26 protein-coding genes are annotated in these 23,921 nt (G+C 71.0%); 13 read left to right on the forward strand and 13 right to left on the reverse strand.

The window, feature by feature from the left end:
* Nucleotides 1–28 precede the first annotated feature (28 nt).
* Nucleotides 29–1,429 carry a dihydrolipoyl dehydrogenase family protein gene (locus tag HDA32_RS14520; protein ID WP_179643695.1) on the reverse strand — a complete coding sequence of 467 codons (1,401 nt, stop codon included), beginning with the start codon at nt 1,427–1,429 and terminating at the stop codon, nt 29–31.
* Between the two features lie 234 nt (nt 1,430–1,663).
* On the reverse strand, nt 1,664–2,212 hold the full coding sequence (locus HDA32_RS14525; RefSeq protein ID WP_179643696.1) for a carboxymuconolactone decarboxylase family protein: 549 nt from the start codon (nt 2,210–2,212) through the stop codon (nt 1,664–1,666).
* Nucleotides 2,213–2,535: 323 nt separating this feature from the next.
* Here HDA32_RS14525 and HDA32_RS14530 point away from each other — a divergent pair, with 323 nt between their 5' ends.
* The 5 genes from HDA32_RS14530 to HDA32_RS14550 all read left to right on the forward strand — a co-directional run bounded on the left by HDA32_RS14530 (nt 2,536) and on the right by HDA32_RS14550 (nt 6,595).
* Complete coding sequence (locus tag HDA32_RS14530; RefSeq protein ID WP_218882458.1) at nt 2,536–3,342, forward strand: alpha/beta fold hydrolase; 807 nt, start codon at nt 2,536–2,538, stop codon at nt 3,340–3,342.
* 359 nt (nt 3,343–3,701) lie between these two features.
* Nucleotides 3,702–4,547, forward strand: coding sequence for an NAD-dependent protein deacetylase (locus tag HDA32_RS14535; RefSeq protein WP_179643697.1), 846 nt, complete (start codon nt 3,702–3,704; stop codon nt 4,545–4,547).
* 418 nt (nt 4,548–4,965) lie between these two features.
* On the forward strand, nt 4,966–5,367 hold the full coding sequence (locus HDA32_RS14540) for a DUF2267 domain-containing protein (RefSeq protein WP_179643698.1): 402 nt from the start codon (nt 4,966–4,968) through the stop codon (nt 5,365–5,367).
* A gap of 128 nt (nt 5,368–5,495) precedes the next feature.
* Nucleotides 5,496–6,206, forward strand: coding sequence for a DUF2267 domain-containing protein (locus tag HDA32_RS14545; protein WP_179643699.1), 711 nt, complete (start codon nt 5,496–5,498; stop codon nt 6,204–6,206).
* Nucleotides 6,207–6,256: 50 nt separating this feature from the next.
* Nucleotides 6,257–6,595, forward strand: a complete 339-nt coding sequence (locus HDA32_RS14550; protein ID WP_179643700.1) for a DUF2795 domain-containing protein — start codon at nt 6,257–6,259, stop codon at nt 6,593–6,595.
* Nucleotides 6,596–6,691: 96 nt separating this feature from the next.
* Here the strand turns inward: HDA32_RS14550 and HDA32_RS14555 are convergent, their stop codons facing one another.
* The 5 genes from HDA32_RS14555 to HDA32_RS14575 all read right to left on the reverse strand — a co-directional run bounded on the left by HDA32_RS14555 (nt 6,692) and on the right by HDA32_RS14575 (nt 11,488).
* Nucleotides 6,692–7,054 (reverse strand): hypothetical protein, encoded by a 363-nt coding sequence (locus tag HDA32_RS14555; protein ID WP_179643701.1) that lies wholly within the window; start codon nt 7,052–7,054, stop codon nt 6,692–6,694.
* A 238-nt stretch (nt 7,055–7,292) separates the two neighbouring features.
* Nucleotides 7,293–8,330 carry a class I mannose-6-phosphate isomerase gene (locus HDA32_RS14560; RefSeq protein WP_218882459.1) on the reverse strand — a complete coding sequence of 346 codons (1,038 nt, stop codon included), beginning with the start codon at nt 8,328–8,330 and terminating at the stop codon, nt 7,293–7,295.
* A gap of 35 nt (nt 8,331–8,365) precedes the next feature.
* Entirely contained in the window at nt 8,366–9,202 is an 837-nt protein-coding gene (locus HDA32_RS14565; protein ID WP_179643703.1) for an SDR family oxidoreductase, read from the reverse strand.
* A 155-nt stretch (nt 9,203–9,357) separates the two neighbouring features.
* Nucleotides 9,358–10,377, reverse strand: coding sequence for an FUSC family protein (locus tag HDA32_RS14570; RefSeq protein ID WP_179643704.1), 1,020 nt, complete (start codon nt 10,375–10,377; stop codon nt 9,358–9,360).
* A gap of 133 nt (nt 10,378–10,510) precedes the next feature.
* Complete coding sequence (locus HDA32_RS14575) at nt 10,511–11,488, reverse strand: TIGR03557 family F420-dependent LLM class oxidoreductase (RefSeq protein WP_179643705.1); 978 nt, start codon at nt 11,486–11,488, stop codon at nt 10,511–10,513.
* 239 nt (nt 11,489–11,727) lie between these two features.
* On the opposite strand from HDA32_RS14575, the gene HDA32_RS14580 reads away from it, so the two are divergent.
* Complete coding sequence (locus HDA32_RS14580) at nt 11,728–11,937, forward strand: hypothetical protein (protein ID WP_179643706.1); 210 nt, start codon at nt 11,728–11,730, stop codon at nt 11,935–11,937.
* Nucleotides 11,938–11,984: 47 nt separating this feature from the next.
* On the opposite strand, the gene HDA32_RS14585 is transcribed toward HDA32_RS14580, so the two are convergent.
* The 4 genes from HDA32_RS14585 to HDA32_RS14600 are packed head-to-tail and all read right to left on the reverse strand — an operon-like array spanning nt 11,985 to nt 14,755.
* Entirely contained in the window at nt 11,985–12,203 is a 219-nt protein-coding gene (locus HDA32_RS14585) for a DUF6221 family protein (protein ID WP_179643707.1), read from the reverse strand.
* 20 nt (nt 12,204–12,223) lie between these two features.
* On the reverse strand, nt 12,224–12,739 hold the full coding sequence (locus HDA32_RS14590; protein ID WP_179643708.1) for a flavin reductase family protein: 516 nt from the start codon (nt 12,737–12,739) through the stop codon (nt 12,224–12,226).
* Between the two features lie 28 nt (nt 12,740–12,767).
* Complete coding sequence (locus HDA32_RS14595) at nt 12,768–13,199, reverse strand: ester cyclase (protein WP_179643709.1); 432 nt, start codon at nt 13,197–13,199, stop codon at nt 12,768–12,770.
* Nucleotides 13,196–14,755: a BCCT family transporter gene (locus HDA32_RS14600; protein WP_179643710.1), complete on the reverse strand. Its 1,560-nt coding sequence runs from the start codon at nt 14,753–14,755 to the stop codon at nt 13,196–13,198. The genes HDA32_RS14595 and HDA32_RS14600 overlap by 4 nt, the downstream gene beginning before the upstream one ends.
* A gap of 203 nt (nt 14,756–14,958) precedes the next feature.
* Here HDA32_RS14600 and HDA32_RS14605 point away from each other — a divergent pair, with 203 nt between their 5' ends.
* Genes HDA32_RS14605 through HDA32_RS14630 form a run of 6 tightly spaced genes read left to right on the forward strand, consistent with a single transcriptional unit; the run spans nt 14,959 to nt 20,208 of the window.
* Entirely contained in the window at nt 14,959–15,681 is a 723-nt protein-coding gene (locus HDA32_RS14605) for a GntR family transcriptional regulator (protein ID WP_179643711.1), read from the forward strand.
* Nucleotides 15,681–16,817 carry an LLM class flavin-dependent oxidoreductase gene (locus HDA32_RS14610; RefSeq protein WP_179643712.1) on the forward strand — a complete coding sequence of 379 codons (1,137 nt, stop codon included), beginning with the start codon at nt 15,681–15,683 and terminating at the stop codon, nt 16,815–16,817. The genes HDA32_RS14605 and HDA32_RS14610 overlap by 1 nt, the downstream gene beginning before the upstream one ends.
* A 2-nt stretch (nt 16,818–16,819) precedes the next feature.
* Nucleotides 16,820–17,413, forward strand: a complete 594-nt coding sequence (locus HDA32_RS14615; protein WP_312863193.1) for an amino acid synthesis family protein — start codon at nt 16,820–16,822, stop codon at nt 17,411–17,413.
* Nucleotides 17,410–17,961, forward strand: a complete 552-nt coding sequence (locus HDA32_RS14620; protein WP_179643714.1) for an amino acid synthesis family protein — start codon at nt 17,410–17,412, stop codon at nt 17,959–17,961. The genes HDA32_RS14615 and HDA32_RS14620 overlap by 4 nt, the downstream gene beginning before the upstream one ends.
* Nucleotides 17,958–18,743 (forward strand): alpha/beta fold hydrolase, encoded by a 786-nt coding sequence (locus tag HDA32_RS14625; protein ID WP_246334350.1) that lies wholly within the window; start codon nt 17,958–17,960, stop codon nt 18,741–18,743. The genes HDA32_RS14620 and HDA32_RS14625 overlap by 4 nt, the downstream gene beginning before the upstream one ends.
* Nucleotides 18,709–20,208, forward strand: coding sequence for an aldehyde dehydrogenase (locus HDA32_RS14630; protein WP_179643715.1), 1,500 nt, complete (start codon nt 18,709–18,711; stop codon nt 20,206–20,208). Before HDA32_RS14625 ends, HDA32_RS14630 begins: the two co-directional genes overlap by 35 nt.
* A gap of 289 nt (nt 20,209–20,497) precedes the next feature.
* Here the strand turns inward: HDA32_RS14630 and HDA32_RS14635 are convergent, their stop codons facing one another.
* Both HDA32_RS14635 and HDA32_RS14640 read right to left on the reverse strand, forming a co-directional pair.
* Nucleotides 20,498–21,664, reverse strand: coding sequence for a CaiB/BaiF CoA transferase family protein (locus HDA32_RS14635; protein ID WP_179643716.1), 1,167 nt, complete (start codon nt 21,662–21,664; stop codon nt 20,498–20,500).
* Nucleotides 21,665–21,703: 39 nt separating this feature from the next.
* On the reverse strand, nt 21,704–22,333 hold the full coding sequence (locus tag HDA32_RS14640; protein WP_179646705.1) for a TetR/AcrR family transcriptional regulator: 630 nt from the start codon (nt 22,331–22,333) through the stop codon (nt 21,704–21,706).
* Nucleotides 22,334–22,531: 198 nt separating this feature from the next.
* On the opposite strand from HDA32_RS14640, the gene HDA32_RS14645 reads away from it, so the two are divergent.
* A complete protein-coding gene (locus tag HDA32_RS14645) occupies nt 22,532–23,914 on the forward strand; it encodes a 4-hydroxyphenylacetate 3-hydroxylase N-terminal domain-containing protein (protein WP_179643717.1) in 1,383 nt (460 codons plus the stop codon).
* The last annotated feature ends 7 nt before the right edge of the window (nt 23,915–23,921 follow it).

Raw genomic sequence — 23,921 nt, forward strand, 5'->3', positions numbered from 1 at the left:
CTGCTGTCCGCGCCTCGTGCGGTGCCTCTCACCGATCCGTTCCGGTGTCCGGGTCGCCCGGTGCCCGGACCGTGCGCGCGCGGCGTCCGCCGTAGCCGCCGAAGAACTGGGCCGCGGCTTGCTGCACCGCGATCGCGTGCGTGGGGTAGGCGTGCATCGTCTGTGCGAGGCGGCCGGTGAACATCCCGATCCGCAGGGCGAGCGCGATCTCGTGGACCAGCTCCCCTGCGCGCTCGCCGACGATGGTCGCGCCCAGCACCCGGCCGCCCCCGAGGTTCCCCGTCCAGGTCCGCCGAACCGCGATGATCTTCACGAACCCGTCCGTCCTCCCAGCGGTGACCGCGCGGTCGACCTCCGACATCGGCAGGTAGGCCACCCGCGCGTCGGAATGGGTCCGCGCGGCCTCGGCCTCGGTGAGTCCGACCTGCGCCACCTCCGGAGACGTGAAGGTGACGCGGGGCACCTCCGCGTCGTCGAAGCGCGCCCGGCCCCGGCCCCGGCGCAGCGCGTTCGCGGCGGCGATCCGGCCCATGGCGTCGGCGGCGTGGGTGAACGCCGGCCGCCCGGTCACGTCGCCCGCGGCATAGCTGCCCCGCCGGGACGTCGTGGCCATGCGGGGGTCGGTGCGGATCGCGCCGTGCTCGTCGGTCGCGACTCCGGCCGCGTCCAGTCCCAGCCCGGCCGTGACCGGACTGCGCCCGACCGCGACCAGCACCCGGTCCGCGACCACCGACGCTCCGGTGTCGAACTCCAGCCGGCTCCCTCCCGGCACCGGCCGCGCCCGCGCCACCGCCGCACCGGTGCGCACGGCGACGCCCTCCGCCGTGAACCGGTCGGCGACCACCCGCGAGGCCTCGGGGTCCTCGTGGGACAGCAGCCGCTCCCCGGCCTCGACCACGGTGACGTCGGCGCCGAAGCGGGCGAACGCCTGGGCGAGTTCGCAGCCGATCGGGCCGCCGCCGAGAACCACCAGGCTGCGGGGCGGTTCGGCCAGATCGAACACGGTCTCGTTGGTGAGGTGGTCGAGGCCGTCCAGTCCGGGCACCGGCGGGATCAGCGGCTCGCTGCCGGTCGCGATCACGACCCGCTCGGCCGAGACCACGCGCCCCTCCACTTCAACCTCCCCCGGGGACCGGAACACCGCGCGTCCGCGCAGCACGTCGACGCCCTCAGCGGCGAGCGCCGCCTCGTCCTCGCCTGCCGCGATCCGCGCCACCGCATCGCGCATCCGCCGCACGGCGGAGTCGAAGCCCTCCCCGCGCTCGGCCGCCTCGATCAGCGTCTTGGAGGGGACGCAGCCGGTGAACGTGCAGTCGCCCCCGGGCGGGCCATCGGTGACCAGCAGCGGGCGCGCGCCTCGGGCGACCGCGGTCCGGACGGCGGCGAGCCCGGCCGCGCCGCCGCCGATCACCAGCAGATCATGGCTCACGCGAACGTTCCCGACCACGGCGTCAGCCGGCGGAAAGCAGTGGTCTCCCCGACCACGGCGCTGTATTCGGCCTCGGTCGGCACGGTGTCGTTCCACACGGCGCGGATCATCGGTGATCACTCTCTCCGGTTCTCTGACGGGGCCGACCGGACCCGGCCCTACCCACGGTGCCCGGCCGCGTCGCCTCTGCACGCATACCCGGGGACGCCGCACTCCGTCGCGGCGGCCGGGGAGTCAGTGCCGCAGGCCGGGGGCGGGTGGGACGTCGAGCTCTGTTTCGGCGTAGTGGTTGAAGAAGTTGGTGTAGAGGTTCACAGCGACGTGCGCGAAGAGCTCGGTGAGTTCGGTATCGCTCCATCCGGCCTGCCGGGCGGCCTTCCACGCGGAGTCATCGACGTCGCCCCGGTCGGCGGTGATCTGGCGGGCGAGCGTGACGAGCGCGGCGAGCTCGGGGTCGAAGGCGACCTCGCCGGAGCGGACTTCGACGGTCTGGTCGAGTGTCATGCCCGCTGCCTTGGCCCCCAGGGTGTGCGCGGACTGGCAGTAGTCGCATCCGTCCACGGCTCCCACGGCGAGCGCGATGGCTTCGCGGGTCCTGGCGTCGAAGCTTCCGTGCTCGGCGATGGCCTGCTGCATGCCGTGGTAGGCGGCCAGCACCACGGGAGCGTGCGCCATCTCGGCATGGATGTTGAGCAGCTTGCCCTGCTTGCGCCGCAGCGCCTCCAGGGTCTCGCGAGCCGCTTCGGGCGCGTCGTCGATGGTGTGCACCGGGATGCGTGCCATGAGAATCCCCTTCCGCATCGGTCCCTCGGAGCGCGGAAGCCGCGCCTTTCCGGCCCGTTTCCGTCTTACTCGAAGTCGTCGAGTGCTGCCGGCCGTGCCCGCAGATCCGCGAGGACGGCCGGGGCAACCGCTGCGGCACCGTATGCCGCAGCGGACTCACCACCCACCGCAGCACATGCGCCGACCCGGGGAGGAGACTTCGTCAGCGACACGACACAGTCGCCCCGGCCGTGTCCGGCTGGAACCGCGGAGGCCGGTTCCACCGGGTTAAGGCGGAGGAGTACGGGCAGAGGCCCGTGATGGTGGAATCACACACGGTTTCAGTGGACGGTGTACCCGTGCGCTGGGAGGAGACGGGACCCGGTACCGCGACTGCGGTGGTGTTCATCCACGGCATCCCCACCTCGCCCGGCCTGTGGCGCGATGTGCTTTCGCACGTCAAGGCGGCACGCTGCCTCGCCTTCGAGATGGTTGGCTACGGTGAGAGCGTCCCCGCCGGTCGAGGCCGTGACATCTCCGTGGCCCGCCAGGCCGACTACCTCCTGGGATGGCTGGAGGCGATCGGCGTTGAACGCGCCGTGTTCGTCGGCCACGACCTGGGGGGCGGAGTGGCGCAGATCGCGGCGGTACGGCGCCCGGAGAGCTGTGCGGGCCTGCTGCTCACCAACGCCATCGGTTACGACTCCTGGCCGATCCCGTCGGTGAAGGCGCTCCAGGGATCGGCGGGGCTCCTGGAACGTCTGCCGCCGGCCGCCCTGCGGCCACTGCTCGCCTCCCTCATCCTGCGCGGCCACGATGACCTGGCTGCGGCGCGACGCTCCTACCGGGTGCACCGGCGCCAGTACGCGGCCCACGACGGGGCCGCGGCGCTGGCCCGCCAGGTCCGCGCCCTCGACGTGGGCGACACCCTGGCCGTGTGCGGCGACCTGGCCCGTTTGCGGGTGCCCGCCCGCGTGGTGTGGGGAACCGCTGACCGGTTCCAGAAACTCCACTACGGCGAGCGGCTCGCCGCCGATTTGGAAGCGCCGCTGCTGCGCATCCCCGGAGGGCGGCACTTCACCCCCGAAGACCATCCGGGAATCATCGCGGCGGCCACCAACGACCTCGTCCGGGCGGTGGAGCGGCGGTGATGGTGACGGGCCTCCTGCCACGAACGCTCCGGCGCCTTGGAATCGGGAACACCACGCTCGGTGCGTGCCCTCGCGCAGGGCCCACACGATAGGGCCCTGCGCTCGGTCGGCGCGTTCTCCAGCAGCGCGAGCCCTTTCCGCGCCAGGTCGCCCGACCCCCGATATCCGGTGGCGTCGAACCCCCTCCCGGTCGAGGACGGCGCGTCGAGGCGGACCCGGTCCATCCGCTCCCCGAGGGGCTGCGGCCGCGGGAGGCCGCAGCGCCCGTGGCTCTTCGCCCACCGGCACCCGTTCCGGCCCCAAGGGCAACGGCGCACGGCCGGAGCCGGGGTGTGCGCGGCGGCGCTTACCCTCGTACCGTGACCAACGCGCTCGACGTCGACGACCTGAAGGCCGGGGCCGCCCGGATACGCGAGGTCCTCGGGCGGGGGCCGGTCCTCGCGCTGACCGGGGCGGGCGTCTCCACCGACTCGGGGATCCCGGACTACCGGGGACCGGACTCGCCTCCGCGGAAGCCGATGACGTACCAGCAGTTCGTCGGCGACGCCGCGTTCCGGCGCCACTACTGGGCCCGCAACCACGTCGGTTGGCGCCACGTCCACCGGACACGGCCCAACGACGGCCACCGCGCGCTGGCCGGGCTGGAGGCGCTCGGCGTCCTCTCCGGCATCATCACCCAGAACGTGGACACCCTGCACGAGATAGCGGGCAGCAGGCGGGTCATCGACCTGCACGGCCGCTACGACCGGGTCGTCTGCCTCTCCTGCTCGCGGGCGGTCTCCCGGTCGCGCCTGGCCGAACGCCTCACGGCGCTGAACCCGGGCTTCACCGGCGGGGTCGCCGACGTGGAGATCGCCCCCGACGCCGATGCGGTCCTGGCCTCGACCCGGGGGTTCCGGGTGGCCGACTGCGAGACCTGTGGCGGGATACTCAAACCCGACATCGTGTACTTCGGTGAGAACGTGCCCAAGGACCGCGTGCTGGACGGGTACCGGCTCGTCGACGAGGCGGCCGCCCTGCTGGTGGCGGGCTCCTCGCTGACCGTGCTGTCGGGGCGGCGGTTCGTCAAGCGCGCCGCCGACCAGGGCAAGCCGGTGGCGATCCTCAACCGGGGCGCGACCCGGGCCGACGGGATCGCGACGCTCACCGTCGAGGCGGGCTGCTCCCCGATGCTGCGCGCCCTGGTCGAGGCCTACACCGGCTGACGCGCCCCCCACTCCCCGGAGTCCTCAGGCCTTCTCCGGGCAGCGGAACCCGACTCCCCGGCCCGCACGGACGGTCCTCGCCCGTGTGCGGCTGCGTCGCCCCGCCGGACCTCGCCCGCCGCCGCCCGGCGGTGGGACAGCGGTCCCCGACCGCGTCCGCACGAGGTGCGTCCTCCATCACCGCTCGCCGCCTGAGCATAATCACCTGGTCTTTTGGTAGGGGCCGACCGCACGGGCACGTGGATGCGCCTCGCGGGAGCGGGCGCCGCGGCACCGCTGGAGTGGGGCGGCGCCCACTCCGCCGCCCGTGGAGATTTCCAGTCCCGGCACGGACCGTCCGCGTCAACAGGGGCGCCCGTACCTCGGAAGGGCGGAGGAGCCGCGCTCCTCCGCCGATACGGAGCAGGGGAAGAAGAAGATGAAGCACGACGAATTCATCGGGCAGGTCCAGGCGCGTGCGCACCTGGACAGCCGCGGAGCCGCCGAGGCGGCCACCCGGGCGACCCTGGAGACGCTGGCGGAGCGGATCAACCCGGACCTCGCCGACGATCTCGCCGCGCAGCTTCCCGTGGAGATCGGGGAGCACCTGCGCCGGGTCACCTCCGCCGCGGACGTCATCCCGGCGCAGCGGTTCGGCCAGGACGAGTTCATCTCCCGGGTGACCGAGCGGGCGCACACCGACGACCCGAAGTCCGCGTACCTGATCCGGGTGCTGTTCGAGGTCATGGACGAGGCGACCACCGGCGGCATCATGGACAGGATCCGCCAGAGCCTGCCCGATGACCTGCGCCAACTGACCGCCGCGGGCAGCACGGGCTGACCGCGGCCGACGGGCCGGACGCGGACGAACCCGGACCGCTCACCCCGCCGACGGCGAGCACCGGCATCGCGTCCCCGGCCCGCCCCGCCGCGAACCGATCCCCGGAGTCGTCAGGAGGAGGAAGGCCGATGGTCGCCCACCAGGAACTCGTGGACCGCGTGGCCGCGCACGACGGCGTCGCCGACGCGGAGGAGGCCCGCCGCGCGATCCGGGCCGTCGTGGCCGCACTGGCCCGGCAGCTCGGCCCCGAAGCACGGGACGCACTGCGGCAGCGGATGCCGGCGTCGCTGTGGAGCGACACCGGCGGCGCGCGCACCGATCCGGCGGCGGACTCCGGCGACCTGGCCCGGAACGTCGGCCGGGAGCTCGACTGTCCGCCCGAGCGCGGTCTGCACCTGGTCCGGACGGTGCTGTCGGAGGTCGCCCTGTCCGAGCCCGACCTGACCGATGGCCTGGCCGGTTCACTGCCGGAGGAGCTCGCGCAGTGGACGCGTGATCCGATCGGGGCGGCCGGACGATCCGACACGGGGGCCTCCGGCGCACCGGGCCGCATCGACGAGGAGACCCTGCGCGCCGCTCAGACGCGGCTGCCCGACTGGGAGGGCGACACCCGCGGACTGACCAGATCGGTGCTGCTGCCGAGCGACCGGATTCCGCCGCTGCTGGCCCGCGTCGACCGGATCGGCCGCGATCTGGACCACTCCGCGCACCATGAGATCACCGACGACGGGATCGCGTTCACGGTGCGGACCGTGTCGGTGGGGGCGGTGACCACCCTCGACATCGAGCTCGCCGAACGCATCGACCAGGCGGTCGCGGAGGTCGGATCGGGCGGATGAGCCCGTGCCCGCGACCGAGATCAGCCAACCCGATCCCTTGAGGAGGAGCAATGGCGGTCCTGCACGACGTCAACGAGGTCAAGAGGGCGCTGTCCGATCTGGACTACCCGGCCGACAAGGAGCGGGTCGTGGCGTGCGCCGAACGCAACGCCGCTTCGGAGGAGGCGCTGCGCGCCCTGCGGACGCTTCCTCTCGGCGACTACGCCAACGAGGCCGAGGTCCTGCGGTCGCTCCCCGTCGATCCGGCCGCCCCGGAGGAGCGGACGAGGGCCGAGCGGGCGCGCCAGAGCCGTGAGCGCACCAGGACCAGGCCCGGCCTGGCCGAGCACATGACGGACACGCCGCCCTCCCCCATCGAGGAGGAGCTCGGCGAGAACAGGGAGAGCTGACCGGCCGCGGCCGGGGAAGCGCCGCTCGGCGCTTCCCCGGCCGGAGGCGGGCGGAGCGCCGCGGCCACGGCGGGCGCCCGCCCCGCCGCCGGGCCGTCAGGAATCGCGTCCGGGGTTTTCGAGCTGGAAGAAGTTGCTGGTCTGCCCGTCCTTCTTGTGTTCCTGGTAGATGAAGTTCAGTCGGCGTTCGTCGAAGGCGTCGAACCACTCCTCCCAGGTGATGTGTACGAGCTCTTCACCGCCGTAGCCCGGGAAGTCGAACAGCAGGCGGCCGGGGCGGCCGTCGTACTCGCTTCCGGGCACGGTGGCGGGGCTCGCTCCGCGTTCTTCGGCCCACTGCCGGATCACGTCGTGGTCGGTGGTGATCAGGCTCTTCCCCGCGCGCTCCTCGTGCTGATCCGGGGAGTCGACGTGCTGCTCATAGCGGTGGTCGCCCCGAATGGGCCGATCGCTCGACATGGTGTCCACGCTCCTCGCTCTTCCGACACCGGTTCTGGGGCGGTCCTCTGCCCTGAACGGCCGGCGTCTACCGCGCTCTCCGCTCAGCCGCCGGCATCGCTCACCGGCCGGGGCGGCGGGAACCCCCTCCCCCCGCCTCCTTCCACCGTGTGCGGCCGCCGGCCGGTCAGACCTCGCCCAGTTGGGCGATCGACTCGGGGCCGTATCCGGCAGCCGTCAACGGCTCCCGAACGTCCCGTCAGACCTCGCCCAGTTGGGCGATCGACTCGGGGCCGTATCCGGCAGCCGTCAACGGCTCCCGAACGTCCCGGTCGAGGTCGGGCAGGTAGCCGAGCAGCACGTCCGCCGGACCAGCGATCTCCATCCGGCCGACGGCGGCCGGCAGGAGCAGGGACTCGGCCCGCCCGAGTTCCTGCGTCACCTCGCCGCACACCACGGTGACCGGAGTCCCGACGTTGCTGAGGACCACCGCCGTCGAGAAGGCGTGCCGCATGGGCGCAGCGGTCCCCGCCCGCCACCGTTCGAGGGCGAAGTGGGGCCCGGCGCACAGGAACACACGCTCGACGCCGTCGTCGACGCCGATCCGCAGCCCCGGGCCGAAGTCGGGCCTGGCCCCGGGTCTCCACTCCTCCAGCAGCGCCTCCAGGTTGGCGTGCCACTGCTCGTCGTCGATCGGGGAGCCGTCCTCCATCCGCCAGCGCATCGCGTGCTGCTGCACGTCCGAGGTCTGCTCGATCTCATAGATCAGCGTGTCGGGGCCGAAGCTGTGCAGCGTTCCGCCCGGCACGTAGATCGTCTCACCGGGGCGCACCGGCAGGCGGCGCATCACCGAGTCGAAGTCCTGCGCCAGCAGCGCCCGGTGGAGCCGTTCGCGGTCGACCCCCTCCCGCACGCCGCACAGGGCGGTGGCTCCCGGCGCGGCGTGCAGGACGTGCCAGGCCTCGGTCTTGCCGTTCGCCGCGCCCTCCAGGCGCCGGGCGGTCTCGTCGTCGGCGTGCAGGTGCACGGGCAGCATGCCGCTGGCGTCGATGAACTTCGTGAGCACCGGGAAGTGCGCGCCCCTCCACCCGCGGCCCATCAGCTCCTCGGGGTGATCCTCCACCAGCGAGCGCAGGGAACGGCCGGCGAGGGGGCCGTCCATCACCTCGGCACCTGCTCCCTCGACGTCGCTGACCTCCCACGCCTCCCCGATGGGCCAGTCCGGCAGGCCCTTCCGGCCCAACCGGCGGGCGATGGCCCGCCCGCCGAAGACCACCGGCCTGGTCGGCGCCGTCAACCTCAGTGGATACCGGTCCACGGGACCCTTCCGGCTCACAGGATCGGCTGGCCGCCGGTGACCGCGATGCGGGCGCCGGAGACGTACCCGGCCTCGTCGGAGGCGAGCATGACGTACACGGGCGCCACTTCGGCGGGCTGACCGGGACGCTTCAGCGGAACCTGGGAGCCGAAGCTCTCGACCTGCTCCGGCGGCATCGTCGCCGGGATCAGCGGCGTCCAGATCGGGCCGGGCGCCACGCTGTTGACCCGGATGCCCTTCTCTCCCAGCAGCTGCGACAGGGTCCCCGCCATGTTGGCGATGCCGGCCTTGGTGACGTTGTAGGGCAGCAGCGTCGGCGGCGGCATGTCGGAGTTGACCGACGTCGAGGCGATGATGGACGAGCCCGGCCGCATGTGCGGGACCGCGGCCTTGGCCAGGTGGAAGAACGCACTGAGGTTGGTCGCGAGCGTGTGGTCCCACTCCTCGTCGGGGATCTCCTCCAGCGACGCGCGGGTCATCTGGAACGCCGCGTTGCTGACCAGCACGTCGATCCGGCCGAACTCCTCCACCGCCTTGGCGGCCACCGCCCGGCAGTGCGCCGGGTCGGCGAGGTCGCCCGGCACGAGCGCGGCCGTGCGGCCGGCCTCCTCCACCCACCTCGCGGTCTCATGGGCGTCGTCATGCTCGTCCAGGTAGCCGACGAGCACGTCGGCGCCCTCGCGGGCGAACGCGATGGCCACCGCCCGCCCGATGCCGCTGTCGGCACCGGTGATGACGGTCGCCTTGCCGGCGAGCCGCCCCGACCCCCGATACGACGCCTCGCCGTGGTCGGGCCTCGGGTCCATGGCGTCGGTGCGGCCGGGCGGGGACTGCTGCTGCGGCTGGGGCATGGCGGCCTCCCGTGGACGAAGTCCCCAACAAGGCTACGGTCCGTGTGCGGCAATGACGGAAAGAGACCGGGCCGCCTGTGCAAAAACCGAATTTAACGTCGAGCACACCGCTCTCGCGGGCGAGCGGTCTCATGCCTCCGGCGAGCTCCCGGGGTTCACCGTGCGAGGTCGGTGAGGTCGAGGGCGGCCAGGCGCACCTCGGCGACGAGCGTGGCGAGGGAATGGGGCGCGTCGTCGGCGGCGGCGAGCCGGGTCAGCGGCTCGGCCAGCTCGCGGGCGTGACGGCGGCGTTCCGCGGAGCGGATGTCTTCGGCGAGCACCTCCACCGCCCGGGCGAGGTCGCCGACCGCGCGGACCACCCGCTCGGGGACCGCGCACCGTCGGTCGACGAGCTCGTGGGCGGCGTGCGCGACGAGGAGGGCATCGGTGTAGAGGGAGTCCAGGCGAGCGAGGCGGTCGTCGAGTTCGCGCACGCTGCGCCGTTGTCCGCGCCCGCGCAGCGTCCAGCGGACGATCTCGCGGCCGGTCTCCCGGGCCGCGTGCAGCGCGACCAGTTCCCGGTATCCGGCGCGAAGGGTCTCCAGGGCGTCGTGCGCCGCCGCGGGATCGGAGCCGGTGAGAGCCCGGCCGACGCCGCGCAGACCCTGGACCGCCGGGGTCAACGCCGCACGCGCGGCGCGCCCGAGCATGGCCGGTGGACCGGGGGTCGCCAGCACCTGGCTGACCACGAGCGCCAGGAGCCCGCCGATCAGCGCGCTGAGCAGGCGGTCGGATCCGGCTTCCGGAGTGTGCATGGCGACCACCAGCAACGCCGCGATACCGGCCTGTATGACGGTCAGCGGGTTCGTGCTGAACATCGACGCCAGGAGGACGGCGATCCCCGCGGCCGCCCCGATCTCCCAGGCCCCCGTTCCCAGATGGCGCACCAGGACCTCGCCGACGACGACCCCCACCACGACGCCGCCGATGACGCGGAACGCGCGTCGGCCCCGCGTCCCCGGCGCGTCGAGCAGGCTGACCATCGCGGCGATCGGAGCGAAGATCGGGGTGGGTTCGCCGAGGACGAGTTGGGCGAGCCACCAGGCCAGTGCCGCGGTCGCGGCCGCCAGGACGGTCCGCCAGGCGGTCTGGCGGACGCGTTGCGCGGCGTTTCGCGGAACCTGTGACCACACCATCGGCTGAGACGTCCTCGCGCTGCTCGAGAATGCGCCACCGCGGTGCCGGCCGTTCCCCTGGACGTCCAGGGGAACGGCCGGCACCGCGGTCGGAGGCCTGGACGGGGTGCCCTCGGATCCGGGCCCGGTCCGGCTACCGCGTCCGGCGCGGGGTGAGCCGGCGGATCGGTTCGTTCAGCTCGCGCCGGTAGAAGTCGATGAACCCGTCGGAGTCGGGGCCGGCGTTCTGCATGACCAGCCGGTCGAAGCCGGCGTCGACGAACTGCCGGGCGGTCTCGATGTGGCGGTCCGGATCCGGTCCGCAGGCGAACAGCGTCCGGACGTCCTCCTCGCGGACGGTGGTGGTCGCCGCGGCGAAGTTGACCGGGTTGGGCAGCTCGCTCATCACCTTCCACCCGGTCAGGGCCCACCGCGAGGTGTCCAGGACGGCCCGCGCCGCGGTGTGCTCGTCGGCGGCCCAGGCCACGGGTACCTCGGCGTAGCCGGGACCGGTGCCGCCGGCGTCGTGGTAGTACCGGACGATCTCCGGCTTCGCCTCGTTCGCGAACAGTCCGTCTCCGAGCTCGGCGGCGATCCGCGCCGCGGCCTCCCCGCTGGCCGCCACCGCGATCAGCGGCGGCTCCTCGGGAAGATCGAACACCCGGGCGTCCTCCAGCCGCAGGTGCCGGCCCTCGTAGGAACGGTACCCGCCGCGCCACAGCAGCCGGATGATCTCCAGCGCCTCGCGCAGCATCTCGTGGCGCACCCGGACCGAGTCGGGGAACCCGCGGCCCACGACGTGCTCGTTGAGCCGCTCCCCCGATCCGACGCCGAGGACGAACCGGCCGCCGGAGAGCAGGGCGAGCGTCGCGGCGGCCTGGGCGATGATCGCCGGATGGTAGCGCACGGTCGGACAGGTCACGCCGCTCACCAGCCCGATACGCTCGGTCCGCGCCGTGATGGCGCCGAACACCGTCCAGCTGAACGACGAGTGCCCCTGGACGTCCAGCCACGGGTGGAAGTGGTCGCTCATCTCCACGAAGTCGAACCCGGCCTGTTCGGCCAGTACCGCCTGCCGGACCAGTTCGTCCGGCCCGAAGGCCTCCGACGCCAGCTTGTAACCGATCTCCATCCGTTCCCTCACCCCCGAAAAGCCCCGCGCGGTCGTCCCGGCGCCGCCTCGTGACGGGATGCCGCGAACGCGGCGGGCGGATGGGCCCCGCGCCGCCGTGCGTGCGTGGAAGGCGCACCCGGCGCGACGGCGCCGCGCGAAAGCGGCCGCACCGCCGGTCAGCGGTTCCCCCCGCACTGCATCGCAGCGTAGGACGGGGTCCGGCCGAACGGGAAGCGGCGCGCCGGGGAGGGCCTGATGTGATCGGTCCGGGGAGCGGCGCCGTCCTGGGCTGCAACTACGGCTCCAGCGTTCCCTCGGTCGACTCCCCCCGGCTGGCCCGGATGTATCTGTCGGGGCGGCTGCCACTGGACCGGATGATCGGCCGCAGCGCCCGGCTGGAGGAGGCCGACGACGCCCTGGACGACCTGCGCAACGGCCGCGGCCTGCGCACCATCCTGCACATGTGACCGCGCGGGCGGGCCGGTCGGGGGCGCCGACCGGCCCGCCCGCGCGGTCAAGAGGCGCCGAGATGGCCGTTGTCGGGCCGGAGCTGGGCGACGATCGCCGGGAACAGGGTGTTCACCGTCCCCGACTCGGTGCTGTCGGCGACGGTCGCGGCGTGTCCGCCGTTCTCCAGCCGCGTATCCGCTGCCCGCCATCGCTCCGCAGCGGCTTGACGCGCCACCCGCTCGTCCTCGTCCAACCGGGCCTGCAGGAACTCGACGAGGGTCACGACGCCGTCCGCTTGGGCGGCTACCGGTCGGCCTCCGGGGCCGGGATGAGCCGGCCACCGTCGTAGAACCGACCGCCGCTGTAGACCATGGGCGGCGCCGAACTGTACTCGGCCTCGACCACGCGTCCCATGAAGACGGTGTGCGTGTTCGTCTGCAGCCGCTCGCCGATCCGCGCGACCAGGCTCGCGGAGGTGCCTTCGATGATCGGGGTCTCGGCCGTCGCCGGCCGCCAGGCGACTCCGGAGAACTTGTCACCGGACTTGGATGCGAAGCGCGCGACGATGTCGGCCTGGTCGGCCGCGAGGATGTTCACGCCGAAGTGTGTGGAGGCGAAGAGCGAGGGATAGGTCGAAGACGTCTTCTGCACGCAGACCAGGACCAGCGGAGGGTCGAGGGATACGCTGGAGAACGCGTTGACCGCCAGGCCCCGGGGACGGCCCTCGACGTTGGTGGTGACGATGGTGACGCCGGAGACGAAGGACCGATGGACCTGCTTGAGTGTCTCGATGTCGACGGCCTCAGACGTGAGGGGCATGGTTCCTCCATTCGCAGTGGTCGATTGATCAGGCACCGGACTCGAGGCTGATGATGCCGAGAGCGGTGAGCAGGGCCCGAGGGTCCCAGGTGACGTGTTCGGCATGGATCAATCCGGAGTCGAGGTGGGCGAACGTGGCTCCCGAGACGGCCACGGAACGACCCGTCGGCGGGACGCCGAGCATGGAGCCGCTGTGCGTTCCCGCGCTCTCCCAGCGAATGGCGATCCGGTCGCCCTCTCTCACCAGATCAACGATGGCTGTCGACAGGTCGGGGAAGGCGGCCCGACAGAGCGCGATGGACTCTTTGAAGGCTGCAAGGCCCTGGCCTTCGCGGTTGCTCGCCGTGTACCGCAGGTACTGCGGCGCCAGGATCGCATCGAGGGCGTCGACCTGGCCGGTGTTCCATGCGGCGTGCCAGGCGTCTCGGACCTCGTCCGCCGTCAGGAGGCCGGTGGTCATGCTCTTTCACTCCTTTCCTCCGCCGGAAGAGCGGCGGGCGGGGTTTCCGTGGTGATCAGCGGGTCGGTCCGCAGGTCTCTCCAGAACGCGACCGCCACGCCGACGATGACGACGATGAAGGGGGCCGAGGAGACGATCACCGTCTGCTGCAGCGCCTGCAGGCCGCCGGAGAGCAGCAGGATGGTCGCCAGCGCGCCGGTCATGGCGCCCCAGAGCAGCAGAACCGGGATTCGGGGCTGCACCGAGCCCTTGGTGGTGAGCATGCCCAGTACATAGGTGTTGGCGTCCGCCCCGGAGATGAAGAAAAGCAGGGCGAGCAGGACCACGATGCCGGCGGTGAGGGCGGGCAGCGGGAATTCGGCGAGAGTCGCGAAGAAGGCGTTGTTGATGTCCTGGGCGGTCTTGCCGGCGATGTCCGTGGCGTGGTTGAGGTCGAGTTCGATGGCCGAGCCTCCGAAGACCGAGAACCAAGCGAAGAAGGCCAGGCTGGGCGCTCCCAGCACGACGCCGACGAACTGGCGGATCGTCCTGCCGCGGGAGATGCGCGCCAGGAACACGCCGACGAAGGCGCCCCAGGAGATCCACCACGCCATCATGAAGAAGGTCCAGCTCTGCATCCAGCCGACGTCTCCGAAGGCCGGCCCGCGCAGGCTCATCAGGACGAAGTCGTTCACGTACCGGCCGAGCGACTCGAAGAACAGGCTGATCAGGAAGGCCGTGGGGCCCAGGGCCAGGACGAACAGCAGCAGGAGCGAGGCCAAGGAGAGGTTGGCTTCACTGGTGAAGCGGATACCCCGCTGTACCCCGGAGGCGGCGGACAGGCTGAACAGCGCCGTCACCACGATGATGACGATGATCTGGGTGAGCGTTCCGGTCGGGGTGCCGATGAGCCGGTTGAGGCCGTTGTCGATCTGCATGGCGCCCAGCCCCAGCGACGTCGTGGTGCCGAACAGGGTCGCGAAGACCGCGAAGACGTCGATCGCCGAGCCGAGCGGGCCGGACGCCCGGCGGCCCAACAGCGGGGTGAACATGGCGCTGACCAGCCCTGGACGCTGCTTTCGGTACATCGAGTAGCCGAGGGCCAAGCCGAAGGTCGCAAAGATCGCCCATGCGTGCAGGCCCCAGTCGTAGAACGAGTACTGCAGGGCGAGCACGGCCGCCTGCGGGGTCTGGGGCTCGGCGAGGCCGTGGGGCGGTTCGCTGAAGTGGGAGATCGGTTCGGCGACCCCGTAGGAGACCAGTCCGATCCCCATGACGGCACACAGGATCATGGCGATCCACGTGTAGGTCTTGAACTCGGGCCGGTCCTCGTCCCGTCCGAGGCGGATGCGGCCGTAGCGGCTGCACGCCAGTGCGACCAGGCCGATCAGGAGCAGAAGCGGAAGGGTGAGATAGACCCACCCGAATCCGCCCGTGATCCGGTCGAGCGCGGCGCTCATCAGCGCGTTCTGGTTGTCCGGCGCGAGGACTCCCCACGCCACGAACAGCGCGGACACCCCGATCGACACCCAGAACACCGCGCCGAGTCCGTGTCGTTGCGGCGGCGCGCTCCTCATCTCGATCCCCCTTGAGCGCGACAGGGGTCAGGGGGCTCAGTGATGGACGGCACAGTACGTTGCATGGCACATGACGCTAAATTCTGCGTGTCGCTCCGTCAAGAGGGCAGGTTAATTTTCCATCTAACTCGATTTTCGGAGGTAGATCCGTAGTTCCGTCACCGCCTTGACGACCTCCACATCTCTCGCCTAGCTTCTGTGCCATGCAAGAGATTTCGGACAGGTCGACGTCCGCTCCGGCCGACCGGCCCTCAGGAACGCGGGCTCGTGTCCTGGAGGACCTGCGCAACGCGATCATCAGCGGCGCGCACCCGCCGGGCACCCCGCTCTCGGAGGGCGCGCTGGCCGAGGCCTACGGTGCGAGCCGCACCCCCGTCCGCGAGGCGCTGAAGCAGCTCCAGGTCGAAGGGCTCGTCGAGATCCGCGCCCGGGTCGGCACCTTCGTGCGGCAGCCCTCCCGGCGCGAGGTCGTGGAGCTGTTCCAGATCAAGGAGATGCTCGAAGGACTGGGGGCCCGCCTGCTCGCGCGCCGCGGGAGTGTTCCCGAGCTCGATCTGCTCCGGCACAACATCGCCGCATCCGAGGCCGCGGTGGCTTCGGGCGACGCCGACCGCTACGCACACCTGGTGCACGAGTTCCACGACCTCATCCTGCAGGGCGCCGACAACACCAGGCTGCTGGCGCACTACCGGCAGCTGATGAACCAGCTCGCCTACCACCGGCTCGTCATCAGCTCGCTGCGGCGCCCCGGGCGCCCCGGCGCCTCCCTCGGTGAGCACCGGACCGTGGTCGAGCGGATCGCGGAGAAGGACGGTTTCGGCGCCGAGCTGGCCATGCGCGACCACGTCCGGGCCAGCGAGCGCGGGGTCATGGCCGACCCGGCGCCGGGCGGGCCCGGCGAGGACGACGAAAGAAAGGACACTTGATGCGATTCTCCATCTTCCACGCACTGGGCGCCCCCGGCCGGCTGGGCGAGTACGCCGCGGTCATGGACGAGGCCCGGGAGTTCGCCTGCGCCGCGGATGCGGCCGGCTACTGGTCGGTGTGGTACACCGAGCACCACTTCGGCCACGAGGGGTACGAGATCACCCCCAACCCCGTGCTCATGGGCGCCGACATCGCCGCGCGCACCCGGAACATCCGCATCGGGCAGGCCGCCGCGATCTCCACCTTCTGGCACCCGTTGCGGCTGGCCGAGGACATCGCACTACTGGACCAGCTCTCCGGGGGCCGCGTCGAGGTCGGCGTCGGCCGGGGCCTGTACGGGCGCGAGGCGCTGAACCTGAACAGCGCCGCCGACCCGCGCGACCAGGAGCAGAACCGGGCTCTGTTCGACGAGGGCCTGGAGATCATGACCAAGGCGTGGAAGGGCGACTTCTTCGACCACAAGGGTCGGTTCTATGAGTTTCCCGCGCCGGGCGTGAAGTGGGAGCACCCCCTGTCTCCTCCGAGCGAGGAGTTCATGGCCGATGGCGAGATCAGCCGCCTCGCCGTGGTCCCCCGCACCCTGCAGCGCCCCCACCCGCCGCTGTGGCAGGTCATCGACAGTCCCCGGTCGATCGCCTCAGCGGCCGAAAGCGGCATCCAGGGACTCTTCTGGCTGCCGCCGGTCTCGGCCCTCAAGAGCCGGTTCGAGCTGTACCGCGACCGGGCGAGCGAGGCCGCGGGCCGAGAGTTCGCGCTGGGTGAGGGCATCGGCCTGGTCCGCGACGTCTACGTCGCCGACACCATGGAGCAGGCACGCCGCGATTTCGAGGAATCGCTGCTGACCACCTACAAGTGGGTGACTCACTGGCGAGGGCTGAGCAACCTGATGGAGGAGGGGGAGGAACCGACCCCCGACCACCGGCTGTCCTTCGACTTCCTGCACCCGCGCAACCTGCTGGTGGGAACCCCCGAATACGTCGCCGAGAAGATCCACGAGCTGCGCACCGAACTGAATCTCGAGCATCTCCTGCTGTGGACCACCCACCCCGGCCTGGAACACGCCAAGGCGATGCGCAGCCTGGAGCTGTTCACCGAGAAGGTCATGCCCCGCTTCGCCAACGGCGGGGAGGGGTGAAGGTGCCCCGGATCCGCAAGATCGTCACCCTCACCGATGAGCTGCTGAGTGAACCGGGTGGGCCGTCGATCACGCCCACGCGTAGAGTCGCGGCGGCGGCCGTTCTCACCAACCCGTGGGCCGGACTGCCCGTCGGGGCCGATCTGGGAACGGACTCCGCCGAGGCGGCGGCCCGGCTGGCGGTGTGCCTCACGGAACGGCTCCTCGCCCCCCTCGGAGGCCCGACCGGTCTCCAGGCTTTCGGCAAAGGCGCCGTCGTCGGAGTCGACGGAGAGATCGAGCACGGGGCCGCTCTCATCCACACCCCCTATTTCGGGAACCTGTTCCGCGAACTGGTGCAGGGGACGTCGATCATCGCCTTCGCCGACGAACGATCCGCCCCGGGCGCCCCGCTGACCGTGCCCATGTGGCACAAGACCGAGGCCGCCACCCGATCGCACTACCAGACGGTGCAGGTGAAGATCGCTGACGCACCGCGCCCGGACGAACTGATCATCATCGCCGCGGGAGCGGCCGGCCCTCGGCCGCACCCGCGGATCGGAGACCGCACCACCGATGCGCGCATCGGCCTGAAAGACATGGAGCACGCACTGTGAACGTCCGCAGGATCACGACGACCGTCGAGGAACTGCTCATCGAGGGAGGGCGCGAGGTCACACCGCATGCCGAGGTGGCCGTGGTCCTCGCCGTCATCGACAACCCCTGGGCCGGACAGGGATTCGTCGAGGACCTCGGACCCCGAATCGAAGAGGTCGCCCCCCGCCTGGGCGCCCTGCTCGCGCCGCGCGTGCTCGAGGCGCTCGGCAAGCCCGCCGAAGCCTACGGCAAAGCCGCCATCGTCGGACTCGACGGAGAGATCGAGCACGGCTCCGGCCTGATCCACACCCTGAAGTTCGGCGACCACTTCCGCAACGCCGCCAAGGCGACCACGCTGCTGCCCGCAGTGGAGAAGCGCGCCCCTGCGGGCACGGTCTTCGACATTCCGCTCAAGCACATCACCGACGCCACCACCCGGTCCCACCACCAGACGGTGGAGGCGCGCGTTCCCGATGCGCCCCGCCCCGACGAGATCGTCATCGGCCTTGCCGCAGCCGCGCAGGGACGGCCGCACGCTCGTCTCGCGCCGCTGTCCGCCGACCGTTGATCAGCGCACAGATCACCGGCGAGGGCAGTGATCTGGTGCTCCTGCACGGTGTCGGGCTGGACCGCAGCATGTGGGACCGCTGCCTGCCCGACCTGGCCGAGCTGCACCGCGTCCGCGCGCTCGACCTCCCCGGGCACGGGCGCTCCGGGGAGGTTCCTGAGGGGGTCACCGCCGGTGACATCGCAGACGCCGTGCAGCAGGAGCTGCCGGAACCGGTGCACCTCGTCGGGTTCTCGCTGGGCGCGCTGATCGCTCAGGAGCTCGCCCTGCGCGCTCCGAGCCTGGTCCGCTCGCTCACTCTCGTCAGCTCGGTCGCCGCGCGCACGCAAAAGGAACGCGGCGATGTCCTCGGTCGCCTCGAACTCGCTGCGACCGATTTCGAGGCGACCGTGGAGGCGGCGGTACTGCGGTGGTTCGACGAGTCGTGGCGGCGAAGGGAGCCGGCGCTCGCCCAGCGGACGCGGTCGACCCTGCTGGCCAACGACCGCGAGCAGTATCTGCGCTGCTACCGCGTCTTCGCCACGGCGGACGCGTCCTTGTGGCCCCGGTTGGGTGCGATCACCGCACCCACGCTCGCGGTCACCGGCGCACAGGATCCGGGATCCACGCCGCGAATGGCCCGCGACCTGGCCGCCGCCATCCCCGGCGCCCGCAGCGCCGTGGTGCCCGAGACGCGCCACCTCCTGCCGTTGGAACGTCCCGATGACCTTGTCCGCTTGATTCTCGACCACGTAGGGAGCGTCGACCGTGAGCACCTCGACACCGGTACCGACACGGCATGAGCACTACATCGGCGGATGCTGGACTCCGCCCGCCGAAGGAGGGTACTTCCCCAGCATCGACCCCTCTTCCGGAGCGGTGCACTACGAGGCGGCCGAAGGAACGAAGACCGATGTCGAGCGGGCCGTCGCGGCGGCGCAGGCGGCGTTCAGGGACCCCGCATGGCGTGACTTGAGCCAGACCCGCCGCGGCGCGCTGCTGCGACGCATGGGTGATCTGATCGGCGAGAACGCCGAACGCCTCGCGTTGGAGGAGAGCCGTGACAACGGCAAGCTTCTGCGGGAGATGCGCGCCCAGCTCGCCGGGCTGCCGGAGTACTTCTACTATTACGCCGGATTGGCCGACAAGATCCACGGCCAGGTGATCCCGGCGGCGCAGCCCAGCCTGCTCAACTACACGGTCCGCGAGCCGGTCGGTGTGGTCGGGGCGATCACGCCCTGGAACTCGCCGCTCCTTCTCACCGCCACGAAGCTCGCTCCCGCGCTGGCCGCGGGCAACACCATCGTCGTCAAGCCCTCCGAGCACACCTCCGCCTCCCTCCTGACGCTGGCTCCCCTGTTCGAGCAGGCCGGGTTTCCTCCGGGGGTCGTCAACGTCGTGACCGGCGACGGGGCAAAGGCGGGCGCCGCCCTGGTCGAACACCCCGACGTGGCGAAGGTGAGCTTCACCGGAAGCAGCGCCACCGGCGCCGCGATCGCTCAGACCTGCGGGAGCCGGCTGGTTCGGGCGACTCTCGAACTGGGCGGCAAGTCGCCCAACATCGTCTTCGCCGATGCCGACCTCGCCAGTGCCGCCATGGGAATCGTCGCCGGCATCTTCGCGGCGGCCGGACAGACCTGCGTCGCCGGCAGCCGTGTCTTCGTGCAGCGCGAGGTCTACGACGAGGTCGTCTCCAAGGTGCGCGATCGGGCGGCGGCGATCCGCGTCGGCGACCCCCTTGACGCCGCCACCGAACTCGGCCCGCTCGCGACGGCGGACCAGCGCGACAAGGTCGAGGAATACGTGCGCATCGGCGTCGAGGAAGGTGCGACGCTCCTTTACGGCGGCAAGCGGCCGCAAGTCCAAGGGGACGGGTTCTACTTCGAGCCGACGATCTTCGTCGACACCGCCAACGACGCCCGGATCTGCCGGGAGGAGATCTTCGGCCCCGTCGTCGTGATCATGCCCTTCGACTCCGAAGAGGAGGTCACGGCCTTGGCGAACGCCACCGAGTACGGTCTGGCCGCAGGCGTGTGGACGCGGGACCTCAACCGCGCCCACCGTATGGCCGCCAACCTCGAGGCGGGAACGGTGTGGATCAACACCTACCGTTCCATGTCGCCGATGTCGCCGCGCGAGGGCTTCGGAAGCAGCGGTCTCGGGGTCGAGCACGGGACCGAGGTGGTGAAGGAGTACACCCGCATCAAGAGCGTGTGGGTCAACACGAGCGAGGAACCCACGGGTGATCCGTTCGTACTGCGATCCTGATCCTCCTGCCTCTTCGGCGGGTGCGGCCCTTGATCTGCGCCTGCGCCCGCCGGTGGGGCCGCCCCCCATCGCCGACCGGCTCGACATGGCCGCCTCCACCGTGCACCGCGTCCTGGCCCGCTATCGCTTCCGGGCTTCCCGCTCGCGGCAGCGTCGGCGGCTCGGCCGCGGCGCCGGCCGCCGGGCTCGGGCGACTCGGCACCGGCAACGACCTCGGCGGCGGCCTGCGCACCCCGGCCGGGCACCGCGAATGGGGCGCTCTGCCCTCCACCGTCCGGAGTGCCCGTTCTCAATCGGCTTGCCGGAACTCCCTCGCGAACTCCCGGCGGACCGCCTCGGTGTGGCGGCCGAGTTCCACGCCCGGGCTGCGGACGGCGCCGGGACTCCTGCTGAACTTGGGCACCACGTTCGGCATGGGGACGGGTTCGGTGTAGCCGGGCACGGGCATCCGGACGATCATGTCGCGTGCGGCGTACTGCTCATCGCCGACGATGTCCTCCGGGGTGTAGATCCGGCCGCGCGGGATCCTGTACTCGTCGAGCCGCGCTTCGAGACGCTCGACTGCCAGCGCGCTCGCCCACCGCTGAATGATCTCGTCGAGTTCCGCGGCGTTCCTGCCGCGCGCCTGATGGGTGCTGAAGCGGTCGTCCGACTTCAGCTCCTCGCGCTCCATGGCCTCGCAGAGGCGACGGTAGAGGCCGTCGCTGTTAGCCGCGATGAGCACCTCGTGTCCGTCCGCGCTGGTGTAGACGTTCGACGGCGCGACACCAGGCAGGGTGCTGCCGGTCCGTGTTCGGGTGACACCGCCGAGTTCCCAGTCGGATATGAGTGATTCGGTGAGCGCGAAGGCGCTCTCGTACAGGGCTACGTCGACTTCCTGGCCGTGTCCGCTGCGGTCGCGCTCGTACAGGGCGGCGAGCGTGCCGTTGACCGCGAAGAGGCCGGCGAGTTCGTCGCCGAGGCTGACTCCGGCCCGGACCGGGGGCCTGTCCGGATAGCCGGCGAGTGCGCGGAGCCCGCTCATGGCCTCCGCGACGCTCCCGAACCCCCGGTCGGCGGCGCGCGGCCCGGTCTGCCCGAAGCCCGAGACGTGGACCATGACGAGGCGCGGATTGTCCTCGGCCACGGATTCGTAGTCCAGCCCCCAGGAGGCGAGCCGTCCCGGCGCGAAGTTCTCGATGACGACGTCGACCTGCCGGAAGAGGTCAGCGGCGAGCGCACGGTCCCCCTCCTGCCTGAGGTCGAGCACGATCGACTCCTTGTTGCGGGCCAGCGAGGGCCACCACAGGCTCTGGCCGTTCTCGAGGACGCCCCAGCTCCGTATGGGGTCGCCATCGGGGGGTTCGATCTTGATCACCCGTGCCCCGTAGTCACCCAGGAGCTGGCCGGCGAACGGTCCGGCGATGAAGCCTCCGATCTCAACGACGGTGATTCCGTCCAAGGGCCCGTTCGTCATCGGCCACCTCCTGCGTCTGCCCGGGTGAAGCAGCGGCTCCTACGTCCGGTTGCACCCGCACGCACATCCGGGGACGGGATGGAAGACGGTGCGGTACCAAAGGGCGCTGAGCGTGTCGATCGCGGTTTCGTCGTCGGGTACGTCCACATCCGGATCACCGCCCATCGCCATCCATGTCCAGCAGAACGACTCCAGCATCGACACCAGGGCCGAGGCGAGGGTGCCATGGTCCAGGTCGACCCGATGGCCGGTCCGCTCCGCGCTCCTGATCCCGGCGAGCACGCCGCGGATCCCGGCGGCACGGTTCGCCTGCCAGCGGGCGGCGAACTCCGGATCGGTCATGGACATCTGGAACACGCCGATCATCTCCGGCAGGTACTTGCGGTACGTGAGCCAGTAAGCACGGACCGCCCCTCTGATGCCTTCGAGCGGATCGCCGGTCCTGCTCTTCAGGGAGGCTTCGAGCACCTCGGTCGAGAACTGGTCCAGCAGGGCTTCGAGGATCTCCTCCTTGTTCTCGTAGTAGTTGTAGAAGGAGCCCGGCGAGCGCCCGGCCACTTCCGCGATGTCTGAGATCTTCGCGTTGAAATACCCCTTCTCCGCGAACACCTGCCGCGCCGCTCCCAGGAACGCGGCTTCGGTTCGCTGCCCTTTCGGTGTGGCCGCCACCGTGTCCAACCCCCGATTCCTCAAGCGCGCCTTCCAGAGCGCGCCGCATATCGTCGTCCGAGTCTAAATACAGCGAGTGTCGCCGCCGCCGCATGTCGTCTCCCATCGACGCTTGTCATTTCCTGAAACTGAACTTAGCATCAGAAATATGGCGCGGCAAAGCACCCGATCCCACCAGCCCCCCGAGGAGACGCCTTCATGGTGATGATGACGAAGGCCGAGTACCTGGCCTCGCTCAACGACGGCCGACGGATCTTCGCCGACGGGGAGGAGATCAAGGACCTCACCACCCACCCGCAGTTCGCCACCTCTCTGGAGCTCGTCGGCGACGGATACGACAGGCATCACCGACCGGGCCGCGGCGCGTGCGGACCGTACTTCTCGATTCCGCACAGCCGGGAGGAGCTGAAGGAGCTCCTCGAAACGCTGCTCGGTTGGGACATGGTGACCGTGACCACTTCGCAGGGCCTGCTCGCGCTGCTCACCGCGGCCGCCCGGATGCGGTCGGCCCACCCCGAGTACGCCAAGCGCATCGAGGACTACTTCGACCACTGCAAGGACAACGACCTGCGCTGCGTGCAGGCGATCACCGACGCCAAGGGCGACCGCACGGTGGCGCCGGGCAAGCAGGAGGACCCGGACGTCTACACCCGCATCGTCGAGCGCCGTTCCGACGGCATCGTGGTGCGCGGCGCCAAACTGCACATCTCCTCGGCCTCGATCAGCCATGAACTGGTCGTCATGCCGACGAAGAAGATGAAGCCCGGCGAGGAGGACTGGGCCGTCGCCTGCGCCATCCCCGTCAACGCGCCCGGCGTCCGGATCGTCAACACCAACTACGCGCCGCGCGACCGACATGAGGACTTTCCGCACAGCTCCCGCCACAACATGCCGGAGGGCTTCGTCCTGCTCGACGACGTCTTCGTGCCGAACGAGCGCGTCTTCCTGGCCGGGGAGACGGACCACTCCGCCACGTTCGCCCACTCCCTCGGCCTGTGGGAGCGCCTGGGCGGAACCGCGCACCTGGTCGAGATCGGCGACACCCTGGTCGGCCTGGCGCAACTGATCGCCGAGTCCAACGGGACCCAGCGCATCTCCCACATCCGGGAGAAGATCGCCGAGATGGTCATCTACGCGACCCTGGTCCGCGCGGGCCTGGAGGCGGCGATCGCCAACGCCGAGCCCAGCCCGGAGGGCTGGTACTTCCCCAGCGAGCTGTTCACCAACGCCGCCAAGCATTTCGGCGCCGCCGAGTTCAGTCACATGGTCCGGCACCTGCACGACATTGGGGGCGGCTCCATCGTGACCGCGCCCTCCATCGCGGACCTGGAGAACGAAGAGGTCGGCGAGCAGATCAAGAAGTACATGCACACGGTGGACGGCGTGGACGGGGAGTACCGGACCCGACTGTTCCACGCGATCCGCGACTACACCGCGGACGCCTTCGGCGGCTGGCAGCTGGTCACCATGATCCAGTCGGGCGGCGGCCTCTACGCCCAGCGGCTCGTCTCGCGCAAGCACTACGACATGGACAAGGCCAAGGCGCTCGCGCTGGAGGTCGTGAACGGCCCGAAGGGCTGAGCCCGCC

The organism is Spinactinospora alkalitolerans, assembly GCF_013408795.1.
Taxonomy (GTDB): domain Bacteria; phylum Actinomycetota; class Actinomycetes; order Streptosporangiales; family Streptosporangiaceae; genus Spinactinospora; species Spinactinospora alkalitolerans.